Origin of the sequence: Natrinema sp. DC36, assembly GCF_020405225.1 — an archaeon.
Taxonomy (GTDB): Archaea; Halobacteriota; Halobacteria; order Halobacteriales; family Natrialbaceae; genus Natrinema.
The window spans coordinates 3,084,300-3,100,871 of record NZ_CP084472.1 but is presented as its reverse complement, the minus strand read 5'-3'; the positions used below and the strand labels follow the sequence as shown (position 1 = coordinate 3,100,871).

15 protein-coding genes are annotated in these 16,572 nt (G+C 65.4%); 6 read left to right on the top strand and 9 right to left on the bottom strand.

Annotation, left to right across the window (positions count from 1 at the left end; genetic code table 11):
- Nucleotides 1–53 precede the first annotated feature (53 nt).
- Complete coding sequence (locus tag LDH74_RS16010) at nt 54–239, top strand: multidrug transporter (RefSeq protein WP_226039697.1); 186 nt, start codon at nt 54–56, stop codon at nt 237–239.
- 323 nt (nt 240–562) lie between these two features.
- Here LDH74_RS16010 and ligA read toward each other — a convergent pair whose 3' ends face one another.
- The 5 genes from ligA to LDH74_RS15985 form a co-directional block, all read right to left on the bottom strand.
- Nucleotides 563–2,641 (bottom strand): NAD-dependent DNA ligase LigA, encoded by a 2,079-nt coding sequence (gene ligA, locus LDH74_RS16005; protein ID WP_226039696.1) that lies wholly within the window; start codon nt 2,639–2,641, stop codon nt 563–565.
- A gap of 271 nt (nt 2,642–2,912) precedes the next feature.
- Nucleotides 2,913–3,338 (bottom strand): DUF5518 domain-containing protein, encoded by a 426-nt coding sequence (locus LDH74_RS16000; protein ID WP_226039695.1) that lies wholly within the window; start codon nt 3,336–3,338, stop codon nt 2,913–2,915.
- 66 nt (nt 3,339–3,404) lie between these two features.
- On the bottom strand, nt 3,405–3,794 hold the full coding sequence (locus tag LDH74_RS15995; protein ID WP_226039694.1) for a 2Fe-2S iron-sulfur cluster-binding protein: 390 nt from the start codon (nt 3,792–3,794) through the stop codon (nt 3,405–3,407).
- A 31-nt stretch (nt 3,795–3,825) separates the two neighbouring features.
- Nucleotides 3,826–5,238, bottom strand: coding sequence for a selenium-binding family protein (locus tag LDH74_RS15990; protein WP_226039693.1), 1,413 nt, complete (start codon nt 5,236–5,238; stop codon nt 3,826–3,828).
- A gap of 60 nt (nt 5,239–5,298) precedes the next feature.
- On the bottom strand, nt 5,299–5,679 hold the full coding sequence (locus LDH74_RS15985; protein ID WP_226039692.1) for a 2Fe-2S iron-sulfur cluster-binding protein: 381 nt from the start codon (nt 5,677–5,679) through the stop codon (nt 5,299–5,301).
- 166 nt (nt 5,680–5,845) lie between these two features.
- Here LDH74_RS15985 and rio1 point away from each other — a divergent pair, with 166 nt between their 5' ends.
- On the top strand, nt 5,846–6,721 hold the full coding sequence (rio1, locus tag LDH74_RS15980) for a serine/threonine-protein kinase Rio1 (RefSeq protein ID WP_226039691.1): 876 nt from the start codon (nt 5,846–5,848) through the stop codon (nt 6,719–6,721).
- A gap of 61 nt (nt 6,722–6,782) precedes the next feature.
- The gene (locus tag LDH74_RS15975) at nt 6,783–7,286 is read left to right on the top strand and encodes a metallophosphoesterase (RefSeq protein ID WP_226039690.1); all 504 of its coding nucleotides are present in this window, start codon (nt 6,783–6,785) and stop codon (nt 7,284–7,286) included.
- A gap of 48 nt (nt 7,287–7,334) precedes the next feature.
- Here the strand turns inward: LDH74_RS15975 and LDH74_RS15970 are convergent, their stop codons facing one another.
- The gene (locus LDH74_RS15970; protein ID WP_226039689.1) at nt 7,335–8,093 is read right to left on the bottom strand and encodes a PAC2 family protein; all 759 of its coding nucleotides are present in this window, start codon (nt 8,091–8,093) and stop codon (nt 7,335–7,337) included.
- Nucleotides 8,094–8,365: 272 nt separating this feature from the next.
- Here LDH74_RS15970 and LDH74_RS15965 point away from each other — a divergent pair, with 272 nt between their 5' ends.
- The 3 genes from LDH74_RS15965 (at nt 8,366) to LDH74_RS15955 (ending at nt 12,267) form a co-directional block, all read left to right on the top strand.
- Nucleotides 8,366–8,923, top strand: a complete 558-nt coding sequence (locus LDH74_RS15965; RefSeq protein WP_226039688.1) for a KH domain-containing protein — start codon at nt 8,366–8,368, stop codon at nt 8,921–8,923.
- A gap of 287 nt (nt 8,924–9,210) precedes the next feature.
- Nucleotides 9,211–10,872, top strand: a complete 1,662-nt coding sequence (gene thsA, locus LDH74_RS15960; RefSeq protein ID WP_226042541.1) for a thermosome subunit alpha — start codon at nt 9,211–9,213, stop codon at nt 10,870–10,872.
- Between the two features lie 399 nt (nt 10,873–11,271).
- Entirely contained in the window at nt 11,272–12,267 is a 996-nt protein-coding gene (locus tag LDH74_RS15955) for an ornithine cyclodeaminase family protein (RefSeq protein ID WP_226039687.1), read from the top strand.
- Nucleotides 12,268–12,662: 395 nt separating this feature from the next.
- Here the strand turns inward: LDH74_RS15955 and LDH74_RS15950 are convergent, their stop codons facing one another.
- The 3 genes from LDH74_RS15950 to LDH74_RS15940 form a co-directional block, all read right to left on the bottom strand.
- Complete coding sequence (locus tag LDH74_RS15950; RefSeq protein WP_226039686.1) at nt 12,663–13,415, bottom strand: DUF2071 domain-containing protein; 753 nt, start codon at nt 13,413–13,415, stop codon at nt 12,663–12,665.
- A gap of 139 nt (nt 13,416–13,554) precedes the next feature.
- Entirely contained in the window at nt 13,555–14,319 is a 765-nt protein-coding gene (locus tag LDH74_RS15945; RefSeq protein WP_226039685.1) for a bacteriorhodopsin, read from the bottom strand.
- On the bottom strand, nt 14,316–16,565 hold the full coding sequence (locus tag LDH74_RS15940; RefSeq protein ID WP_226039684.1) for a methyl-accepting chemotaxis protein: 2,250 nt from the start codon (nt 16,563–16,565) through the stop codon (nt 14,316–14,318). Before LDH74_RS15940 ends, LDH74_RS15945 begins: the two co-directional genes overlap by 4 nt.
- Nucleotides 16,566–16,572: the final 7 nt, after the last annotated feature.

The following is a 16,572-nucleotide window of genomic DNA, read 5'->3' as shown; positions in this document are numbered from 1 at the left end:
TCACAGTGGTTTTCACCACCAGATCCATGGTGTCAGACGGTCTACACACGACCATGGCACTCTCGCTCGGTCGGAACTCGTCCCCGCTCGTCACGGCGATCGGCGCGGCCGTCGCGCTCGTGGCGATCGTCGGTACGCAGGTGTTGGGCTGGGAGTGGGGCTCCGGACAGCTCGTCCCGACGATTATCGGCGTCGTCGTGGCCGTGATCGCAGTTTTCGTGGTGCTCACTCGTCGGTAGTCAGCGTCGCTTTCTCGGAATCCTCTCTCCGTTGGGGGATACATTTGCACGAAGCGTTCTGCTCACGCTGGCAATAGGGAATCGCCACACCCTCCCCAACCGATTCGCTCGCTCGCTCACGGTTCCCTTCAGTCACCGTTCGCTATCCGAGGCGCTCACCGTGTTCGCGCCTCGCACCGCTCGCTCATCCCTCGCACGAGTTCGCAGTGCGGTTCGTCGTCGACTCACCGCACTATAGCGCGCGCCACCGCACGATGGATGGCCAATCTAGAAACGGACGGAGAGTGAGTGTCTCGGGAGTACTCACGACCCGTCTCGAGCGACTACTCGAGGCTGATCCCTTCCTCCTCGAGCAGCGTCCAAAATTCGGATTCGTCGAGGATCGGCACGTCCTCGTCCCGGGCGTCGTCTCGCTTCGTCGCGCCCGGATTGTCGCCGGCGACGAGGTAGTCCGTGTTGCCGGAGACGCTCCCGGTCGCGTTCGCGCCGTGGGTTTCGACGAGTTCCTGCGCGTCGCTTCTGGTCATCTCCTCGAGCGAGCCCGTAAAGACGAGGGTCAGTCCCGCGAGTTCGTCGCCGCCGGTGTCGATGTCGACTTCCTGCGGGGAGACGTGCTCGAGCACGCCGTCGACGACGGCGGCGTTGGCCTCGCTCGCGAAGAACTCGTGGATCGTCTCGGCGACGGTGTCGCCGATTTCGTCGACGTCCTCGAGTCGGTCGGGGTCGTCTTCGGCGGCCTCGCGAAACGCCGCGAAGCTGCCGAGTTCGCGGGCGAGTTCGCGGGCCGTCGTCGGCCCGACGTGAGGGATACCCAGCGCCGAGATGAAGTCGGAAAGCGGCGGTTCGCGGCTGGCCTCGATTTCGCTCAGGAGGTTCTCGGCGCTGGTTTCGCCCCACCCCTCCAGCGCCAGCAGTCCCTCCTGATCGAGTTCGTAGAGGTCTGCAACGGACTCGAGTAAGCCGGCGTCGACCAGCTGGCGGACGCTCTTCTCGCCGAGCCCCTCGAGGTCGAGGCCGTCGTCGCCGGCGTAGTACTCGATCGATCGGCGGAGTTGCGCGTCACAGCCCAGCCCGCCGGTACAGAACGCGATCGGGCCGTCGCGCTCGACGGGGCTGTCGCAGACGGGGCACGTTTCGGGCATCTCGTAGTGGCCCTCGCTCCCCTTCTCGACGACCTCCTCGACGTAGGGGATGACGTCGCCCGCGCGCTGGACGCGAACGGTGTCGCCGACGTTCACGTTCTTCGCTTCGATCTCTTCGGGGTTGTGCAGGCTCGCTCGCGACACCGTGACGCCGCCGACGTCGACCGGCTCGAGCAGGGCGACCGGCGTCAGTCGGCCCGTCCGACCGACCTGGAGCGCGACGTCGACGATCGGCGTCACCTCCGCGCGGGCGGGGAACTTGTAGGCGAACGCGTAGCGGTCGTGGCGCGCGGTCCGGCCTAGTTCCTCGCGGGTCTCGCGGTCGTCGACCTTGATCACGGTGCCGTCGATCTCGTAGTTCAGGTCGTCGCGGGCCTCGAGCATGCGGTCGCGGTAGTCGACGGCCTCGTCGATGTCGGCCGCGAGTTCGACGTGGTCGGTGACACGGAGCCCCCACTCAGGGAACCGCTCGAGTTCGGCACTGTGGGAGTCCGCGAGGTCGCTGGCCTCGAGCACGTCGAAGAAGAAGACCTCGAGGGGGCGCTCGGCGACGACCGAGGGGTCGAGCTGGCGGATCGTGCCCGCGGTCGCGTTCCGGGGGTTGGCGAACGGTTCCTCGCCGCGCTCGATGCGCTCGCGGTTGTGCGCCTGGAAGGCGTCTTTGGGCATGTAGACCTCGCCCCGCACGGCGAGAAAGTCGGGGTGGTCGCCGTGGAGCCGCTGGGGGACGGAGCCGATCGTGCGCGCGTTGCGCGTCACGTCGTCTCCCTCGCGGCCGTCGCCACGGGTGACTGCCCGCTCGAGGCTGCCTTCCTCGTAGACGAACTCCATCGAGACGCCGTCGAACTTGGGTTCGCACACGTATTCGACATCGCCGACCTCTCGTTGCACTCGGTCCGCGAACTCCCGCACGTCTTCCTCCTCGCCGCTCTGGTCGATCGAGAGCATCGGTTCGACGTGTTCGACCGTCTCGAACGCCTCCATCGGCTCGCCGCCGACGCTTCGGGTGGGACTGTCGGGATGAGAGAGATCGAACTCCTCCTCGAGGTCGCGCAGTCGGGCAAAAAGCGCGTCGTAGGTCCGATCGGCGATCAGCGGCTCGCTCTCGACGTAGTACCGGCGGTCGTGTTCGCGGATGGCCTCGCGGAGCAGTTCGACCTGCTCGCGGGCCTCGTCCTCCGAGAGGTCCTCGACCGGCGTGAAGTCGGTCGGCGGCTCCCGGAGATAGGGATTCTCTTCGTCCTCGTCGGCGACAGACATTGCTCGAGGGTTGCCACTCGGACCCGTTAACGTTACTGACTGGGGCTTGATCGGTTTGCTCTCCTTCTCTTGAGTCGACATCGTGGTCGGTCGGTTCCGGCAACAGGATGGATTCGCGACGCGGGTCACTCGAGTGCTCTTCGACTGTGTGTTCGTTCGATCACGACGGTGGTAGAAGCAGTTCCGCGAACTCACCATCGCTTGTCTCATTCATAACATCGACCGATCGCTTTGAACGGTCAGTACAGGAGTTTTGTCTGACAGCCTGTCGTTATGATGCGTCCACGTTGGTCGTCCATCGGGAGCCAACGGTGTTTGCCACCCACCCACCGACACGACCGAATCCGAGACCGAATAGGGGTGCAACACACACCACCAGTCCACTGGCGAAGACGACAAATACGACTCTCCGTAGCGACCATGGTGCCGTCGTACCTGCTGTCGCAATGAATATGAGCAGTCCGAGGACGCCACCAATAAAACCAGCGCGGAGTCCAGCAGCACTTGGGTTTGACGAGCGGATTGCGGCGATGACTCCTGCGACGAACGCTCCGATTATCATTATACCACCGCCGATGGTCCCCTCCGAATTAGGCAGCCAGTTTAGAATGGCGGTGACAGGTAGCGAGGCTATCGCACCGATGAGCGCGAATCGCCATGCTGGAGGAAGCGTGTGGACGCGGAGAGGTGACACCATACTTATTCCTAAAAAATTCCAATAGTATATATTTTCGCCGGGTCGGACACTGTAAGATCTACAGAATCACTTCCACGGGTTATCCACCAGTTCGCTGTGAACGCTCGAGCCGACCTCGATCCGACAGTCGGCCCGCGGGGAGGCGATACACAGGAGCACGTAGCCGGCCGCCCGATGCCTGTCCTTCAGCGCTCGTGGCAGCCGGCGATACGCGACGGCGTCGTCGACGGCACACACGTCGGCGTCTCCGTCTCCGGCGCGCTCGCTATTCGGTGGCCGCGTCCCTTCGACCTCGAGCAGCCGTCCGGAACAGGTCCCGCAGGCGCCCGTCCGACAGCCGTACGGGAGCACGCTGCCGTCGCACTCGGCAGCCTCGAGGATCGTTTCGTTCTCATCGACCTCGACGGTCCGCGTCCGGCCGTCCGGCCACTCGAGGGTCACGTCGTGGCTCGTCATGTGCTCGGCCAAATGTCGGTTTCGCGGCCGCTCACTGCCAGACGTCGCTCGTGCAGTCGCCGTCGGGCCACCGGATCTCGTGGGCGCGAGCTGGCCCCGCCGGACACTCTCCCCAGTCGACGAGGAAGTCCTCATCGAGTTCCATCGTCCCCTTCCGAGGGTCGACGTCGGCTTTCAGCATCACTGAGCCGCGCTCGGACTCCTCGGGGTAGAACTGGTCGTCCCACGAGGAGAACAGCGAGGTGGTCCAGTAGAGGCGTTCGCCGTCGAGCGAGAGCTGTATCATCTGCGGGCCGGCGGCCAACTCGCGGCCTTGGACCTCCTGGACCTCGCCGAAGGTGCCGCCGACCGAGAGCGAGTCGGCTCGCCGCGGGTTCGACGGATCCGAGATATCGTACATCCAGACCTCGCCGTGGAGCCAGTTCGAGCCGAACAGGTACCGATCGTCCATCGAGATCAAGATGTCCGTCGGGAGCGCGGGGACCGGCATGTCCCAGTCGTCGTGCTCCCGGCTCTCGAAGTCGATCACCTTCTCCGCACGGTACTCTCCGTCACCGTCGGCCGCGCTCTCATCGCGCCAGAAGTGGAAGATATTCGACGAGAGCGCGGCTCCCACGAACCCGTGGGTCGATTCGGGGGTGTGGAGAAAGCGCACCTCGAGGGGAATCAGCCCCTCCTCGCCGAGATCGATCGTCTGCTCGACGGTGCCCGCCTCCCAGTCCCAGAAGTGGAGCCGCTGACCGTAGTTCCCTTCCTCGACGTCCTCGAGGTCGAATCCGGGGTAGTACGTCTTGGGGGCGGCCCACTCGCTCGAGACCATCACGTTCTGGCGGGGCTGGTACCAGTAGTCGTAGTTCATCTCGATCTCGCCCGGCGGCTCCCACCGCCCTTCGATTTCGAAGTCCTCGTTCAACTCGAGGAAGCCGCCCGGCAACTCGCCGTCGGCGTCGCCGAGCATGCTGATCAGGATCTCCCCGTCCGGGATGCAGTGGACGGTGTGCGGTGCCGAGAGGTCGTATTCGAAGACCTCCTCGGGTTCGATCACCGTCTCGAGTTCGGGATTCCGCCGGTCTTGCGCGTCGATCACGTGGATCCGCGAGGAGCGCTGGCCCGGGACGATCAGGTGTCGCCGCTCGAGACCGTCCATGTGACAAGACGACGAACAGGCGTTCCACCCGAAGTGGTGGAGTTCGTCCCCGCGATTCGGCAGTTCGATGCGGTCGACGATCTCGCAGTAGGTGTCCGAGTCGGGATCGAGGTCGACGACCGAGACGAAGTCCGGCGCGTCGACGTCGGTGCCGACGTAGAGCCCCATCACGTAGGCCAGTTCCTCCCGCTCGCCCTCCTCGATCGCGGCCTGGGGCGTCGCGTAGCCGGGTCCCTCGTGGTGGTGCTCGTGATCGTGGCTCGGTTCGACGTCACCTGGCGTGCTAGCATCACTCATAGCTGTACCGACCACGAACGAGTAGATAAATCTGGTCGGGGTGACGAGAGCGGGAAGGACCTATGCCCAGGGACTGTCGCCGACTTCGGCGCGGACCCGCGGACCGACCTCGAGGCGGCAGTCGGCTCGCGGCGAGGCGATACACAGCAGGACGTAGCCGTCCGCCCGTTCGGGGTCAGTCAGCGCCGCCGGCGACCGTCGATAGGTGAATGCATCGGCGACTTCGAGCGGGCGGTCCGTTTCGCTTTCCTCGGTGTCGTGCTCTTCCGTCTCGAGTCCGATCAGCCGACCGACGCAGGTGATACACGTTCCTTTCCGACAATCGTACGGGAGCCGAACGCCGGCCCGCTGGGCCGCCTCGAGTACCGTCTCGTCCTCGTCGATAGCGATCGTCCGGGTCGGGCCGTCGGTCCGCTCGAGCGTCACGTCGTACTCCGTCATCGGTTCCCCTCGACTGTCGGACACCGTTCGGTCGTGCGACTCATTGCCGCTACTACGACGGGCAGTCGGAAAAGGAAGACGCGAGCGCTTGCCCGGTCGCCATCGGCTCGAGACCGGCCGACCGATACCCAGTATTTACCCGCACTCGTCGCGTAGGTCCGGACAGATGGGACAGGGAACGGAGTTCGGACTGGTCGACCTCGAGGACGTCGAGAGCCCGGGCGACGAGTGGGAGGAGATCGACGTCTCGGAGACCGACGCCGATCGCATCGCTCGCAAGCGCGATCGGAAGTTCGAGCAGTTCGAGGAGCGGATCAAAGACGCCGATCAGTTCAAAGTCGAGCAGTCGGTGTTCGACGACGCGACGCTGGCGGCGCTGTACAAACTCGTCCAGGACGGCTACGTCGATGCGTTCGGCGGCCCGCTCTCGACGGGCAAAGAGGCTAACGTCTACCTCGCGCAGGGCGACGACCGCGAGGTCGCGGTCAAGATCTACCGGATCAACGCCTCGAACTTCACGCAGATGCGCGACTACCTCGAAGGCGACCCCCGCTTCGAGGGTCTGGGCGGCAAGAAGAAGGACGTCGTCCTCGCGTGGACCAAGAAGGAACTCGCGAACCTCCGGCGCGCGCAGGCGGCCGGCGTGCGGGTTCCGGAACCCCTTGCCACCGAGCGCAACGTGCTGGTCATGGAGTACATCGGTACCGAGGACGGGCGCGCGAAGCGCCTCGGCGAAGTCACTATCGAGAACCCGCAGACGGCCTACGAGGTCATGCGCGAGTACATGCGACGACTCTACTCGGCGGGGCTGATCCACGGCGACCTGAGCGAGTACAACGTCGTCTTCGACGAAAGCGAGGGCCAACTCGTGTTCATCGACCTCGGGCAGGCCGTTACCGTCCACCACCCCAACAGCCGCGAGTTTCTCGAGCGGGACTGTCGGAACGTGGCGAGTTTCTTCTCCCGGCAGGGGCTCGAGGTGACCGGCGACGAGCTGTTCGAGTTCGTCACGAATCCGGAGCCGGATCCCTCGCGGAGCTGATCGCCGCACTGCCGTCGTGGCGTCCCGAACGTCTTAGTGGCTCGCCAGCGCGCGAAGGTGTATGAACGTCGGCATCATTTCGGACACGCACGACAACGCCGAGGCGACCGAACGCGCCATCGAGATTTTTCGGGAGGAGGGCGTCGAGATTGTCATCCACTGCGGCGACTTTATCGCTCCGCTGATAGTGCCGTACTTCGAGGAGTTCGAACTCCACGGCGTTCTCGGGAACAACGACGGCGACGTCGCCAATCTCCAGGCAGCCTTCGACTCGCTGGGCGGTGAGAGCCAGCTTCACGGTCGGTTCGCGGACCTCGAGTTCGACGGGCTCTCGTTTGCAGTCCTCCACGGCGAGAGCAAAGCCGAGGTCGAAGCGATCGCCGCCGGCGAGACGTACGACTTCGTCTGTTACGGCCACCACCACGAGCGCGAGCTCACCGATGACGGACGGACGACGGTGCTCAATCCCGGCGCACACTTCCTGGCGAAATCCGAGGCGGATCGGACCGTGGCGATCCTCGACACGCGCTCGGCGTCGGTGCGGTTCCGATCGGTGCTCGAGTAGCCGTTCGGACTTTTGATCGAGCGGTGCTGGTCACCGCCGCTTCCGGGTTCACATGAACATTCTATCTTCCGGAAAACTCCGATTCTCGGGGTTCGCCTGGGAATCGAGCGCCCCCATTCGATCTGCGAGTTCACCGTAGTACCGCTGGAGCTCTGCGGCTCGTTCGCGAAGCTGTTCGTCGTCGATTTCGATGCCGTAGACGGTTTCCAGCAGTTCCAGATACCGGAGTGACGCCTCGAGGTCCGGCCCGGGCGGATGCGTCGGGGTGACGAACGCGCCGAGCGGCGGGGCCTCCCGTTCCAGACTGCGTCTCGTCAGTGCGCCCGCGACGCCGTCGAGGACGCCCCCGCTGACCGGCGAGACGGTCGACTCCGCGAGCCGGCGATCCCTGTACTCCGGCGTGGCGACGGAGAAGACATCGTGTTCGTCCGGGCCGTGTGGATACGGGACGCCGTGAAAGACGGCCAGCTCGTCGATGTCGGTCGAGTTGACCCACTCCAGAACGCCGTCGACGAACGCGTCGGCCGCCCACACCGGGACGAACAGTTCGCTGAGCAACACGGTGCAGTCGATCTGCGTCGACGCGTACACGCGCATCGGATGTCTCGGTTCGCCGTTTTCGACCGGGGTGATCTCCGGCAGGCCGCGGGATCGAACGTACCCCACTCGGTCGAACTCGCGGTGGGTGACGAGGTAGTCGACGGCCGTGAGTCCCGCCAGTCCGACGTTCGCGAGCCCGACGAGCAGCGTCCCCTCGAGCGGTTCGTCTATCGAGACGGACACGTCGTACACCGGTTCGGGTGCCATGCCGTCCGCTACGTTCGAGCGCGACTTATAGGAGTGAGCATGGGTCTGACTGCGGACCCGTCGGCGGGTCATCGGGCGTCGGCTCGCGGCGGTAGCCCGACCGTCGCGGACCGGCGCTCGAATCGGATTCCTCGACGGTTCGGGGTGGCCACCGGTGACTGACAGGTTCGGATAGGCTACCGGCAACCGACGTGACCACGTACGTGGGTGCCACGTCCCACCCAGTACTCGCGGACCAAGCGCTTAACCTCGCCCAGCCAGTAGCGAACCGTATGCAGCACGTGAAGATTCCGCAGGACCGCATCGGCGTTCTCATCGGTGAAGGAGGCGAGACGATGCGCGAGATCGAGGCGGAAGCGGAAGTGCGACTCGACATCGACTCGGAGAACGGCTCCGTCGCCGTCGAAACCGTCGGTGACCCCGTGCTCGGCCTCAAAGGCCCCGAGATCGTTCGCGCCATCGGGCGCGGATTCGCACCCGAAGACGCCCTGCGACTGCTCGAGGACGATATGATGTTGTTCGACGTCGTCGACATCGACGCCGCCTCGCGCAACAAGACCGACATGAAACGCAAGAAGGGCCGGCTCATCGGCGAGAGCGGTCGGACCCGCGAACTGATGGAGGAGCTAACCGGGGCCGACGTCGTCATCTACGGCTCGACGCTCGGGATTATCGGCGGCCCACAGGAGGTCGACGTGGTCCGCAGCGCCGCCGAGATGCTCCTCGACGGGGCACCCCACGGCGCGGTTTACTCCTTCCTCGAGGAGAAGCACAACGAGATGAAACACAAGGGGATGGAGTATCACCGGTTCCCCGGCGGCCAGTCCTGATCGACGACTTCGCTTTCGGTGTTCGCCTCCGCGATCGACACCGTGAACGGACGTTCTGTCGGCCGATCGATCGGAACTGACGGTCCCGCGGCTGTTCGACCCGTGCGGTATCACCGCCGAAGCGCGTCCATTCGCCGATTCTCACGTTGTGCGTCCATATATACCCTGACAGCTATCGGATCGAAAACGCCAGACATGGCCCTCCTGGGGCGCTCATCTTCAGCTGATAGAGAAAGGCTTATATAGAATCACAAACAATCATTCGAGTGACTATGGCTCAACAGCAGATGGGCAATCAGCCCCTTATCGTACTCTCGGAGGACAGTCAGCGAACCTCCGGAGAGGACGCGCAGTCGATGAACGTACAGGCCGGGAAGGCCGTCGCCGAGTCCGTTCGGACGACGCTCGGCCCGAAGGGGATGGACAAGATGCTCGTCGACTCCTCGGGCAACGTCATCGTCACCAACGACGGTGTCACACTGCTCTCGGAGATGGAGATCGACCACCCCGCGGCCGACATGATCGTCGAAGTCGCCGAGACCCAGGAAGAGGAGGTCGGTGACGGCACCACCAGCGCCGTCGTCGTCGCCGGCGAACTCCTCAGCCAGGCCGAGGACCTCCTCGACCAGGACATCCACGCGACCACCCTCGCCCAGGGGTACCGAGAGGCCGCCGAGGAAGCCACCGCGGCCCTCGAGGAGATCGCCATCGACGTCGACGAGGACGACACGGAGATCCTCGAGCAGATCGCCGCGACGGCGATGACCGGTAAGGGCGCAGAGAACGCGAAGGATCTGCTCTCCGAACTCATCGTCGAGGCCGTTCGCGCGGTCGCCGACGACGAGGGCGTCGACACGGACAACATCAAAGTCGAGAAGGTCGTCGGCGGCTCCGTCGAGAACTCCGAACTCGTCGAAGGCGTCATCGTCGACAAGGAGCGCGTCTCCGACAACATGCCGTACTTCGCCGAGGACGCCAACGTGGCGATCGTCAACGGCGATCTCGAGATCAAGGAGACCGAGATCGACGCCGAAGTAAACGTCACCGATCCCGACCAGCTCGAGCAGTTCCTCGAGCAGGAGGAGGCCCAGTTGCGCGAGATGGCCGAAGCGGTCGCTGACGTCGGCGCTGACGTCGTCTTCGTCGACGGCGGCATCGACGACATGGCCCAGCACTATCTCGCACAGGAAGGCATCATCGCAGTCCGTCGCGTCAAGTCCAGCGATCAGGCCCAGCTCGCCCGCGCGACCGGCGCAACGCCGGTCTCGAGCGTCGACGACCTGACCGAGGACGACCTCGGTGCCGCCGGTAGCGTCGCCCAGAAGGAGATCGCCGGCGACCAGCGCATCTTCGTCGAGGACGTCGAGGACGCGAAGGCCGTCACCCTGATCCTCCGCGGTGGCACCGAACACGTCATCGACGAGATCGACCGCGCCGTCGAGGACTCCCTCGGCGTCGTCCGAACGACGCTCGAAGACGGCAAAGTGCTCGCCGGCGGCGGCGCACCCGAGATCGACGTCTCGCTCTCGCTGCGCGACTACGCCGACTCCGTCGGCGGCCGCGAACAGCTCGCCGTCGAGGCCTTCGCCGACGCGCTCGAGGTCATCCCGCGTACGCTGGCCGAGAACGCCGGGCTCGACCCCATCGACTCCCTCGTGGAACTCCGCAGTGCCCACGACGGCGGCGACACGGGTGCCGGGCTCGACGCCTACACCGGCGACACCATCGACATGGACGCCGAGGGCGTCTACGAGCCGCTCCGCGTGAAGACGCAGGCGATCGAATCCGCCACCGAGGCGGCCGTCATGCTGCTTCGCATCGACGACGTCATCGCCGCGGGTGACCTTGCGGTCTCCCACGATGACGACGAGGAAGAGATGCCGCCGGGCGGCGGTGGCATGGGCGGCGGCATGGGCGGTATGGGCGGCGGCATGGGCGGCATGATGTAAGCCCAGCTTTTACGCTGCGCTCACTCGCTCACGTCGCTCGCTCGTTCGCTCGGTAAAACCTGGATCTAAAGCACTCCTCGCTCCCGATGGTCACTCGTCGGCCCGAGCGCGGCACTGCGTGCCGCGCTCGGTGAACGGCGTCGTTCGGGTTCTCCGAACCGCTCACTCGCCGACGCTCGATTCGGGCGCGGGTTCAAGGGGCGATAGCCCGCTCGAGTCGCTCACTGCAGTCGGCCCATTTCATCGTTTTCTCTTTCGTCGCTCTCAGATCCCGACTTCCGGATCCGCTCGTCGTTCGTATCGCTCACTGGTGGAATCAGGCGCATACCGGGCGGTTCAGTCTCACACGGAGCCCTCGAGTCACGACGAACTAAGTACGAGCCCGCAATATTCGCGGGTATGAACACGCTTCTCCTGGACAGCGACGACGTCGACGAGTACGCCGCCCTCGGCGACGTCATCGACGCCGTCGAACAGGCGTTCGCGGCCTTCGAGCGCGGGACGACGCAGATGCCCGCTAAGTCCTACATCGACCTGCCCCGATACAACGGCGATTTCCGGTCGATGCCCGCCTACCTCGACACCGGCGAGTGGGACGCGGCCGGACTGAAATGGGTCAACGTCCACCCGGACAACCCCGCGGACCACGACCTGCCGACCGTTCTGGGGACGATGATCTACTCCGATCCCGAGACCGCGTTTCCGCTGGCGATCATGGACGGCACGACGCTCACCATGAAACGAACGGGCGCTGCGGCGGCGGTCGCGACCGACTATCTGGCCGTCGAGGACGCCTCGACCCTCGGTCTCGTCGGGGCCGGCGTCCAGTCGTACACGCAACTCGAGGCGATCAGCGAGGTCCGCCCGATCGAGACGGTCGTCGTCTCGGATCCCGACGAGGAGCGAGTCCAGCGGTTCGTCGAGACCTACGCGGACCGGTTCGACGTCCGTGGGGGCTCGATTTCGGAGGCGGGGCGCTGTGACGTGCTCTCGACCGTGACGCCGGTCGAGGAGCCGATCGTGGGACTCGCAGACGTCGGCGAACGGACGCACGTCAACGCCATCGGGGCCGACGCCGAGGGCAAACACGAGCTGGCTGATGCGTTGCTCGAGGCGGCGACGATCGTTATCGACGACCACGAGCAGTGTACGCATTCGGGCGAGATCAACGTCCCCTACCGCGCGGGGACGCTGACCGACGCGGACATTCACGGTGAGATCGGCGAACTCGTTGTCGGGTCGAAAGCGGGACGGACCGACGAGACGGGGATCACGGTCTTCGATTCGACCGGGCTCGCGATTCAGGACGTGGCGGCCGCGCGAGTCGTCTACGAGCGGGCGTCGGCGGATGGCGTCGGCTACCCGTTCGATATGATCGGTGCGGACGGCTCATAGGAACGGCAGTTTTGACTCACCGACTGCGGTCGATGAGGCTCTCGAATATCTATCTCGCGACTTATCGACGCTATGAGCGTCCTGCTCACGCGGCTACGAAATGCCACACCCACCCCAGCCGATTTCTGCTCACGGGCGCTGCGGGACGGCTGCGCCGTCCCGACAGTCGCGGCGCGTCGCGCCGCGCACTGCCCGTTCGCATGGTTCGCGGAACCTCCGGTTCCGCGCTAACGCTCGCTCCTTCCAGTCGCTCACTCATCCACTGTCAGAGCACGCTCTGACAAGCCTTCGCTCGTGGACCTCGCGTGGCTTCGAGCCGCGGTTCGCCGTCGGCGAACCGCGCCACAGCACGCGCCACCGCCGTGAGGTCGGGTAAATATGTACGACCCTACCGCTCACAACCGCCGCGGAATCGAACCGGTCATCGAGAGTTCGTCGGCGTACTGGACGACCGGGCCGTCGGTCGGCGTCGACAGGCCGTTGGCCTCGAGCATCGTGTTCTCGTGAATCGCCACGTCGGCGGGCTGGAGCGGCCACGGGTCGTGTGCGATCTCGCCGGTCAGGACGCCGCTCGCGGTCGGCGCGTAGAACCGCCGACGGGCGGTGAGCCAGTGCTCGAGCGTGTCCGGTTCGGCGGTCCGGATCTCGCCGTCGGGACGGTAGGTCGCGGCGAATCGAGCGGGCGTGTCATCGTCCGTCCGCCGGCGCTCGCTCGCGAAGGCGACGTGGTTCTCCTCGGTGGCCCCGACCCGGATGTTCGCGTCGTAGACTGGCAAACTCGTCGTTCGGCCGACCGTCGTCGCGATCGGCGACCCGTCGAGATCGATGCTGAAGAAAAAGACGCCGGGATCGCCTCGATAGCGGACGTACGTCCGGACGGTGAGTACTGGAAACGCCAGCCGGGTGATCGACGGCGTCCCGCGGAGGCCCACGTTCGTCAACACGAACGGGAGCACGCCCAGCCAGGCGCGACCGTCCCGCGTCTCGAGAGTTAGTTGACCGGGGACGTGCGGTCGAAGTTCGTCCGGATCGACCGGCCAGTGGACGAACAGTCCGTCGCGCCAGGTCATCGAGGCGACGTGCGGTGCGTTTGGCGACGATCCTCCCGCGAACCTCCATCGAAACGGATCCGTGCGTTGTGCAGTCATCCTCGGAACCAACAGGTACTGTCAGTACCCGACGACGGGGCGACGTAAATACTAGATAGCCTGCTGTCAAATCCGATGGTGGTTCGGTCGGTACTCCGCGGAGAGGGCCGCTATCCGGCACCGGACCGTGGCGCTGGCGTTAGTCGGCCGGGTCGACCGCTGTGTCGTCGGATCTCTCGAGCGTGACGCCGTCCGAGCCGTCGTCACCCGCATTCGACGATCTGAGACTCTCGATCACCTGATCGGTGGCGTTGGTCGCTCGTAACACCAGTACGCCGAACCCGATCCGGGCGAGGATGTCGAGGTAGGAGGCAACGAAGATACCGCCGAACGCGTCGAGCAGTCCGAGGCCCTGTCGCGAGACGAACCCCATGATCAGATAGAACACCCAGAGCAACAGGAGCAAGTTCCGGAGCTTCCCGTAGAGCAGGACGCGCTCGCCGCTTCGGGATGCGGAGCGCTTCGTGAGCGGCCACACCATCAGGTAAACGATCGCCACGAGGGAGACGATCGTGACGATCCCGGCCGCCGCGTTCAACGGGGGCTCGAGGAAATAGCGGACGGCCGTCGAACCGACCCACATCACGCTCAGGACGGCGGCTGCAGCCAGTTGTCGTCGTGTCGCGCCGGCGACCAGCCCGGCGACGACGACCATGATCGGCGTCACGATCGTGTAGTCGACGTACCGGGTCATCGGAATCGGATCGCCTCCCGCCGTCGTGATTCTGAACAGTTCGATCGACATTCCGAAGTTGGCGAGCGCGAGCGTCCCGCAGATGATCGGGACCGGCAGGTAGTACCGTCGTTTCCCGGCCGGCATTCGTGCGATCCAGACGAGGAAGCCGACTGTCGCGGCGACCATCGCGTAGAAGGCGATCCGATAGAGTTGGAGTTCGGGGATCATCGGCTGTCACCTCCCTGTCCCGCCGGGGTCACGGTCGGATCGGCCCCCGAGGAAACGGTGAACTCGTCGACGGCGTCGGCGAGGTTCGTCGCCCGTTCGTCGAGCCGCGTCGCCTCGGCCGAGACGTCGGTGATCGTCGCGGTCGTCTCTTCGGCGGCCGCGGCGACCTGCTGGGCCTGCGAGGTCGTCTCGTCGGCGACGCTCGCGACGTCCTGGACGATCGTCGCCAACTCCCCGGCGGATCCCGCCTGTTCGTCGGTCGCCTGATCGATCTCCTGGACGCCGATCGTCACCTGTTCGATCTCCGTCGCGATCCGGTCGAGTCTGTTCGAGAGCGAGTCGACCTGTTCGGTCGCCGATCCGATCGTCGATTCGGCCGCCTCGATCTGCGTGGCACTCTTCGTCGCGCGCTGCTGTATCGATTCGATCATAGTTTCGACATCGTCGACCGCCGTCTGAGTCTCGGCTGCGAGTTCCTTGACCTCGTCTGCGACGGCCTGGAAGCCGCCGCTATCGCTCGAGGCGCTTTCGGATCGCGCGGACTCGATGGCCGCGTTCAACGCGAGCATATTGGTCTGGCCGGCGATCTCGTCGATCAGCTCGACGATCTCCTGAATCTGCTCGGCCTCCTCGTCCAGCGATCGGATCGTCTCGGCGACGGCTTCCGTCTGTTCGCTGGCCGCGTGCATCTCCGCCGTCGTCTCGGTGGCCGCCCGCTGGCCGTCGGTCGCCAGTTCGTCGACCTGACTCGATTGTTCGGCGATGGTGCTCGTCGCGGCGGCGACCTCCTCGACGGTCGCGGACATCTCCTTGACCTCGGTCGACGCCATCGACAGGTCCTCGGCCTGCGACGCGGAGCCGTCGGAGATTTCCTGGACCGACGAGCTGACCTCTTCGCTCGCCCGCCGGATCTCGTCGGAGCTGGTCTGGACCTCCGTACTCGTCCGCGCGACCTCCGCGGAGATCGTCTTGACCTGGGCGACCGTCTCCTCCAGATCGGCGATCATCTCGTTGAACGCCTCGGCGATCGAGACCATCGCCTCGTGGTCCGTCTCGGGCTCGAGACGCCGCTGGAGGTCACCGTCGGCACACGACGCCATGACCTCGCTGTAGCGCTCGGCTTCGGCCTCGAGCTCGCGGTTTCGCTCTTCGGTCCTCCGTTGCGCTTCGCGGGCGCGTTCGCGCTGGTCTTCGAGGTCCGATAGCGTCTCCCGAAGCGAATCTCGCATCGACGCAAAGGAGCCGTAGAGCGATCCGACCTCGTCGATCCGGTCGGTCTCGAAACCGACCTCGAGGTCGCCGTCACCCATCCGTTCGGCTTTGCCGGCGAGCTGCCGGAGGTTCAGCGAGATGTTCCCGCCGAGGACGACCCCGACGAGGCCGAGGTGGAGGATGACGACCAGCAGCAAGGCGACCAGCGACGACGTCGCGGTCCGCTGCGGGCCGTAGACGGCCGCCGCGGTATCGTAGCTCGTGACCGTCAGCGATTCGCCGCCGACGTCGATCGTCGCCGACGTGGCCGCGAACTCCGTCTCGGCGTCCTCGGGGGTCCCGGTCGAGACGCCGTCTCCGTCCGGCGAAGCGGCGTCGAGGACGGCGTCGTCGCCGACCGTCGCCGCCTCGCCGACCGCCGCGATCGGCTCGCCGTTCGCGTCGGTGACGATCGTCCGCCGGTCGTCTGCGGTCTCGAGGGTCGAGCCGAACGCGCTCACGGGGGCGGAAACGGCGACGTAACGGTCCGATTCGCCGTCGACCGCGGCGACGAACGAGAGCACCGATTCGTCGCTCGCGACCGCGTCGTGGGCGGCGCTGGGTCCGTCGGTGGCACCCTCGACGCCGGCCGTTTCGAAGAAGTTCTCGCCGACCGCGCCGTCCGCACTGCTCGCGAGTACCTCGCCGTCGCCGTCGAGATAGTGAATTTCGCTGATTCGATCCCCGCGCGTCGACTGGGCCGTCGCGAGCCGTTCGCTGATTTCAGCGTTGGTCCCTTCCTGAACGGTCGCATCCGCGGCCAGCCCGTTCGCCGTTTCGGCGTTCGCCTCGAGCCAGGCCGCTGCGACGTCGCCTCGGTCCGCCGTTCGATCGCTGAAGTGGTCTTCCGCCGCCGGGCCGACCGTACCGGAGACGTGGCCCAAAAAGAGCGCGGAAACCAGTACCGTCATAACGACGACCAGCAAGAATATGAGACCGATCTTTACACTGTACGTTTCTCTGAGCCGATCAGGGAGATAGTCCTCGAATGCCATAGTGTCT

Bases quoted from the DNA above. Each gene is read 5' to 3' on its own strand.
- LDH74_RS16010 (WP_226039697.1), top strand. From the start codon at position 54: ATGGCACTCTCGCTCGGTCGGAACTCGTCCCCGCTCGTCACGGCGATC.
- LDH74_RS15945 (WP_226039685.1), bottom strand. From the start codon at position 14,319: ATGATCCCCGAACTCCAACTCTATCGGATCGCCTTCTACGCGATGGTC.
- LDH74_RS15975 (WP_226039690.1), top strand. From the start codon at position 6,783: ATGAACGTCGGCATCATTTCGGACACGCACGACAACGCCGAGGCGACC.
- LDH74_RS15990 (WP_226039693.1), bottom strand. From the start codon at position 5,238: ATGAGTGATGCTAGCACGCCAGGTGACGTCGAACCGAGCCACGATCAC.
- ligA (WP_226039696.1), bottom strand. From the start codon at position 2,641: ATGTCTGTCGCCGACGAGGACGAAGAGAATCCCTATCTCCGGGAGCCG.
- LDH74_RS15970 (WP_226039689.1), bottom strand. From the start codon at position 8,093: ATGGCACCCGAACCGGTGTACGACGTGTCCGTCTCGATAGACGAACCG.
- rio1 (WP_226039691.1), top strand. From the start codon at position 5,846: ATGGGACAGGGAACGGAGTTCGGACTGGTCGACCTCGAGGACGTCGAG.
- LDH74_RS15950 (WP_226039686.1), bottom strand. From the start codon at position 13,415: ATGACTGCACAACGCACGGATCCGTTTCGATGGAGGTTCGCGGGAGGA.
- LDH74_RS15940 (WP_226039684.1), bottom strand. From the start codon at position 16,565: ATGGCATTCGAGGACTATCTCCCTGATCGGCTCAGAGAAACGTACAGT.
- LDH74_RS16000 (WP_226039695.1), bottom strand. From the start codon at position 3,338: ATGGTGTCACCTCTCCGCGTCCACACGCTTCCTCCAGCATGGCGATTC.
- LDH74_RS15965 (WP_226039688.1), top strand. From the start codon at position 8,366: ATGCAGCACGTGAAGATTCCGCAGGACCGCATCGGCGTTCTCATCGGT.
- LDH74_RS15955 (WP_226039687.1), top strand. From the start codon at position 11,272: ATGAACACGCTTCTCCTGGACAGCGACGACGTCGACGAGTACGCCGCC.
- LDH74_RS15985 (WP_226039692.1), bottom strand. From the start codon at position 5,679: ATGACGGAGTACGACGTGACGCTCGAGCGGACCGACGGCCCGACCCGG.
- thsA (WP_226042541.1), top strand. From the start codon at position 9,211: ATGGGCAATCAGCCCCTTATCGTACTCTCGGAGGACAGTCAGCGAACC.
- LDH74_RS15995 (WP_226039694.1), bottom strand. From the start codon at position 3,794: ATGACGAGCCACGACGTGACCCTCGAGTGGCCGGACGGCCGGACGCGG.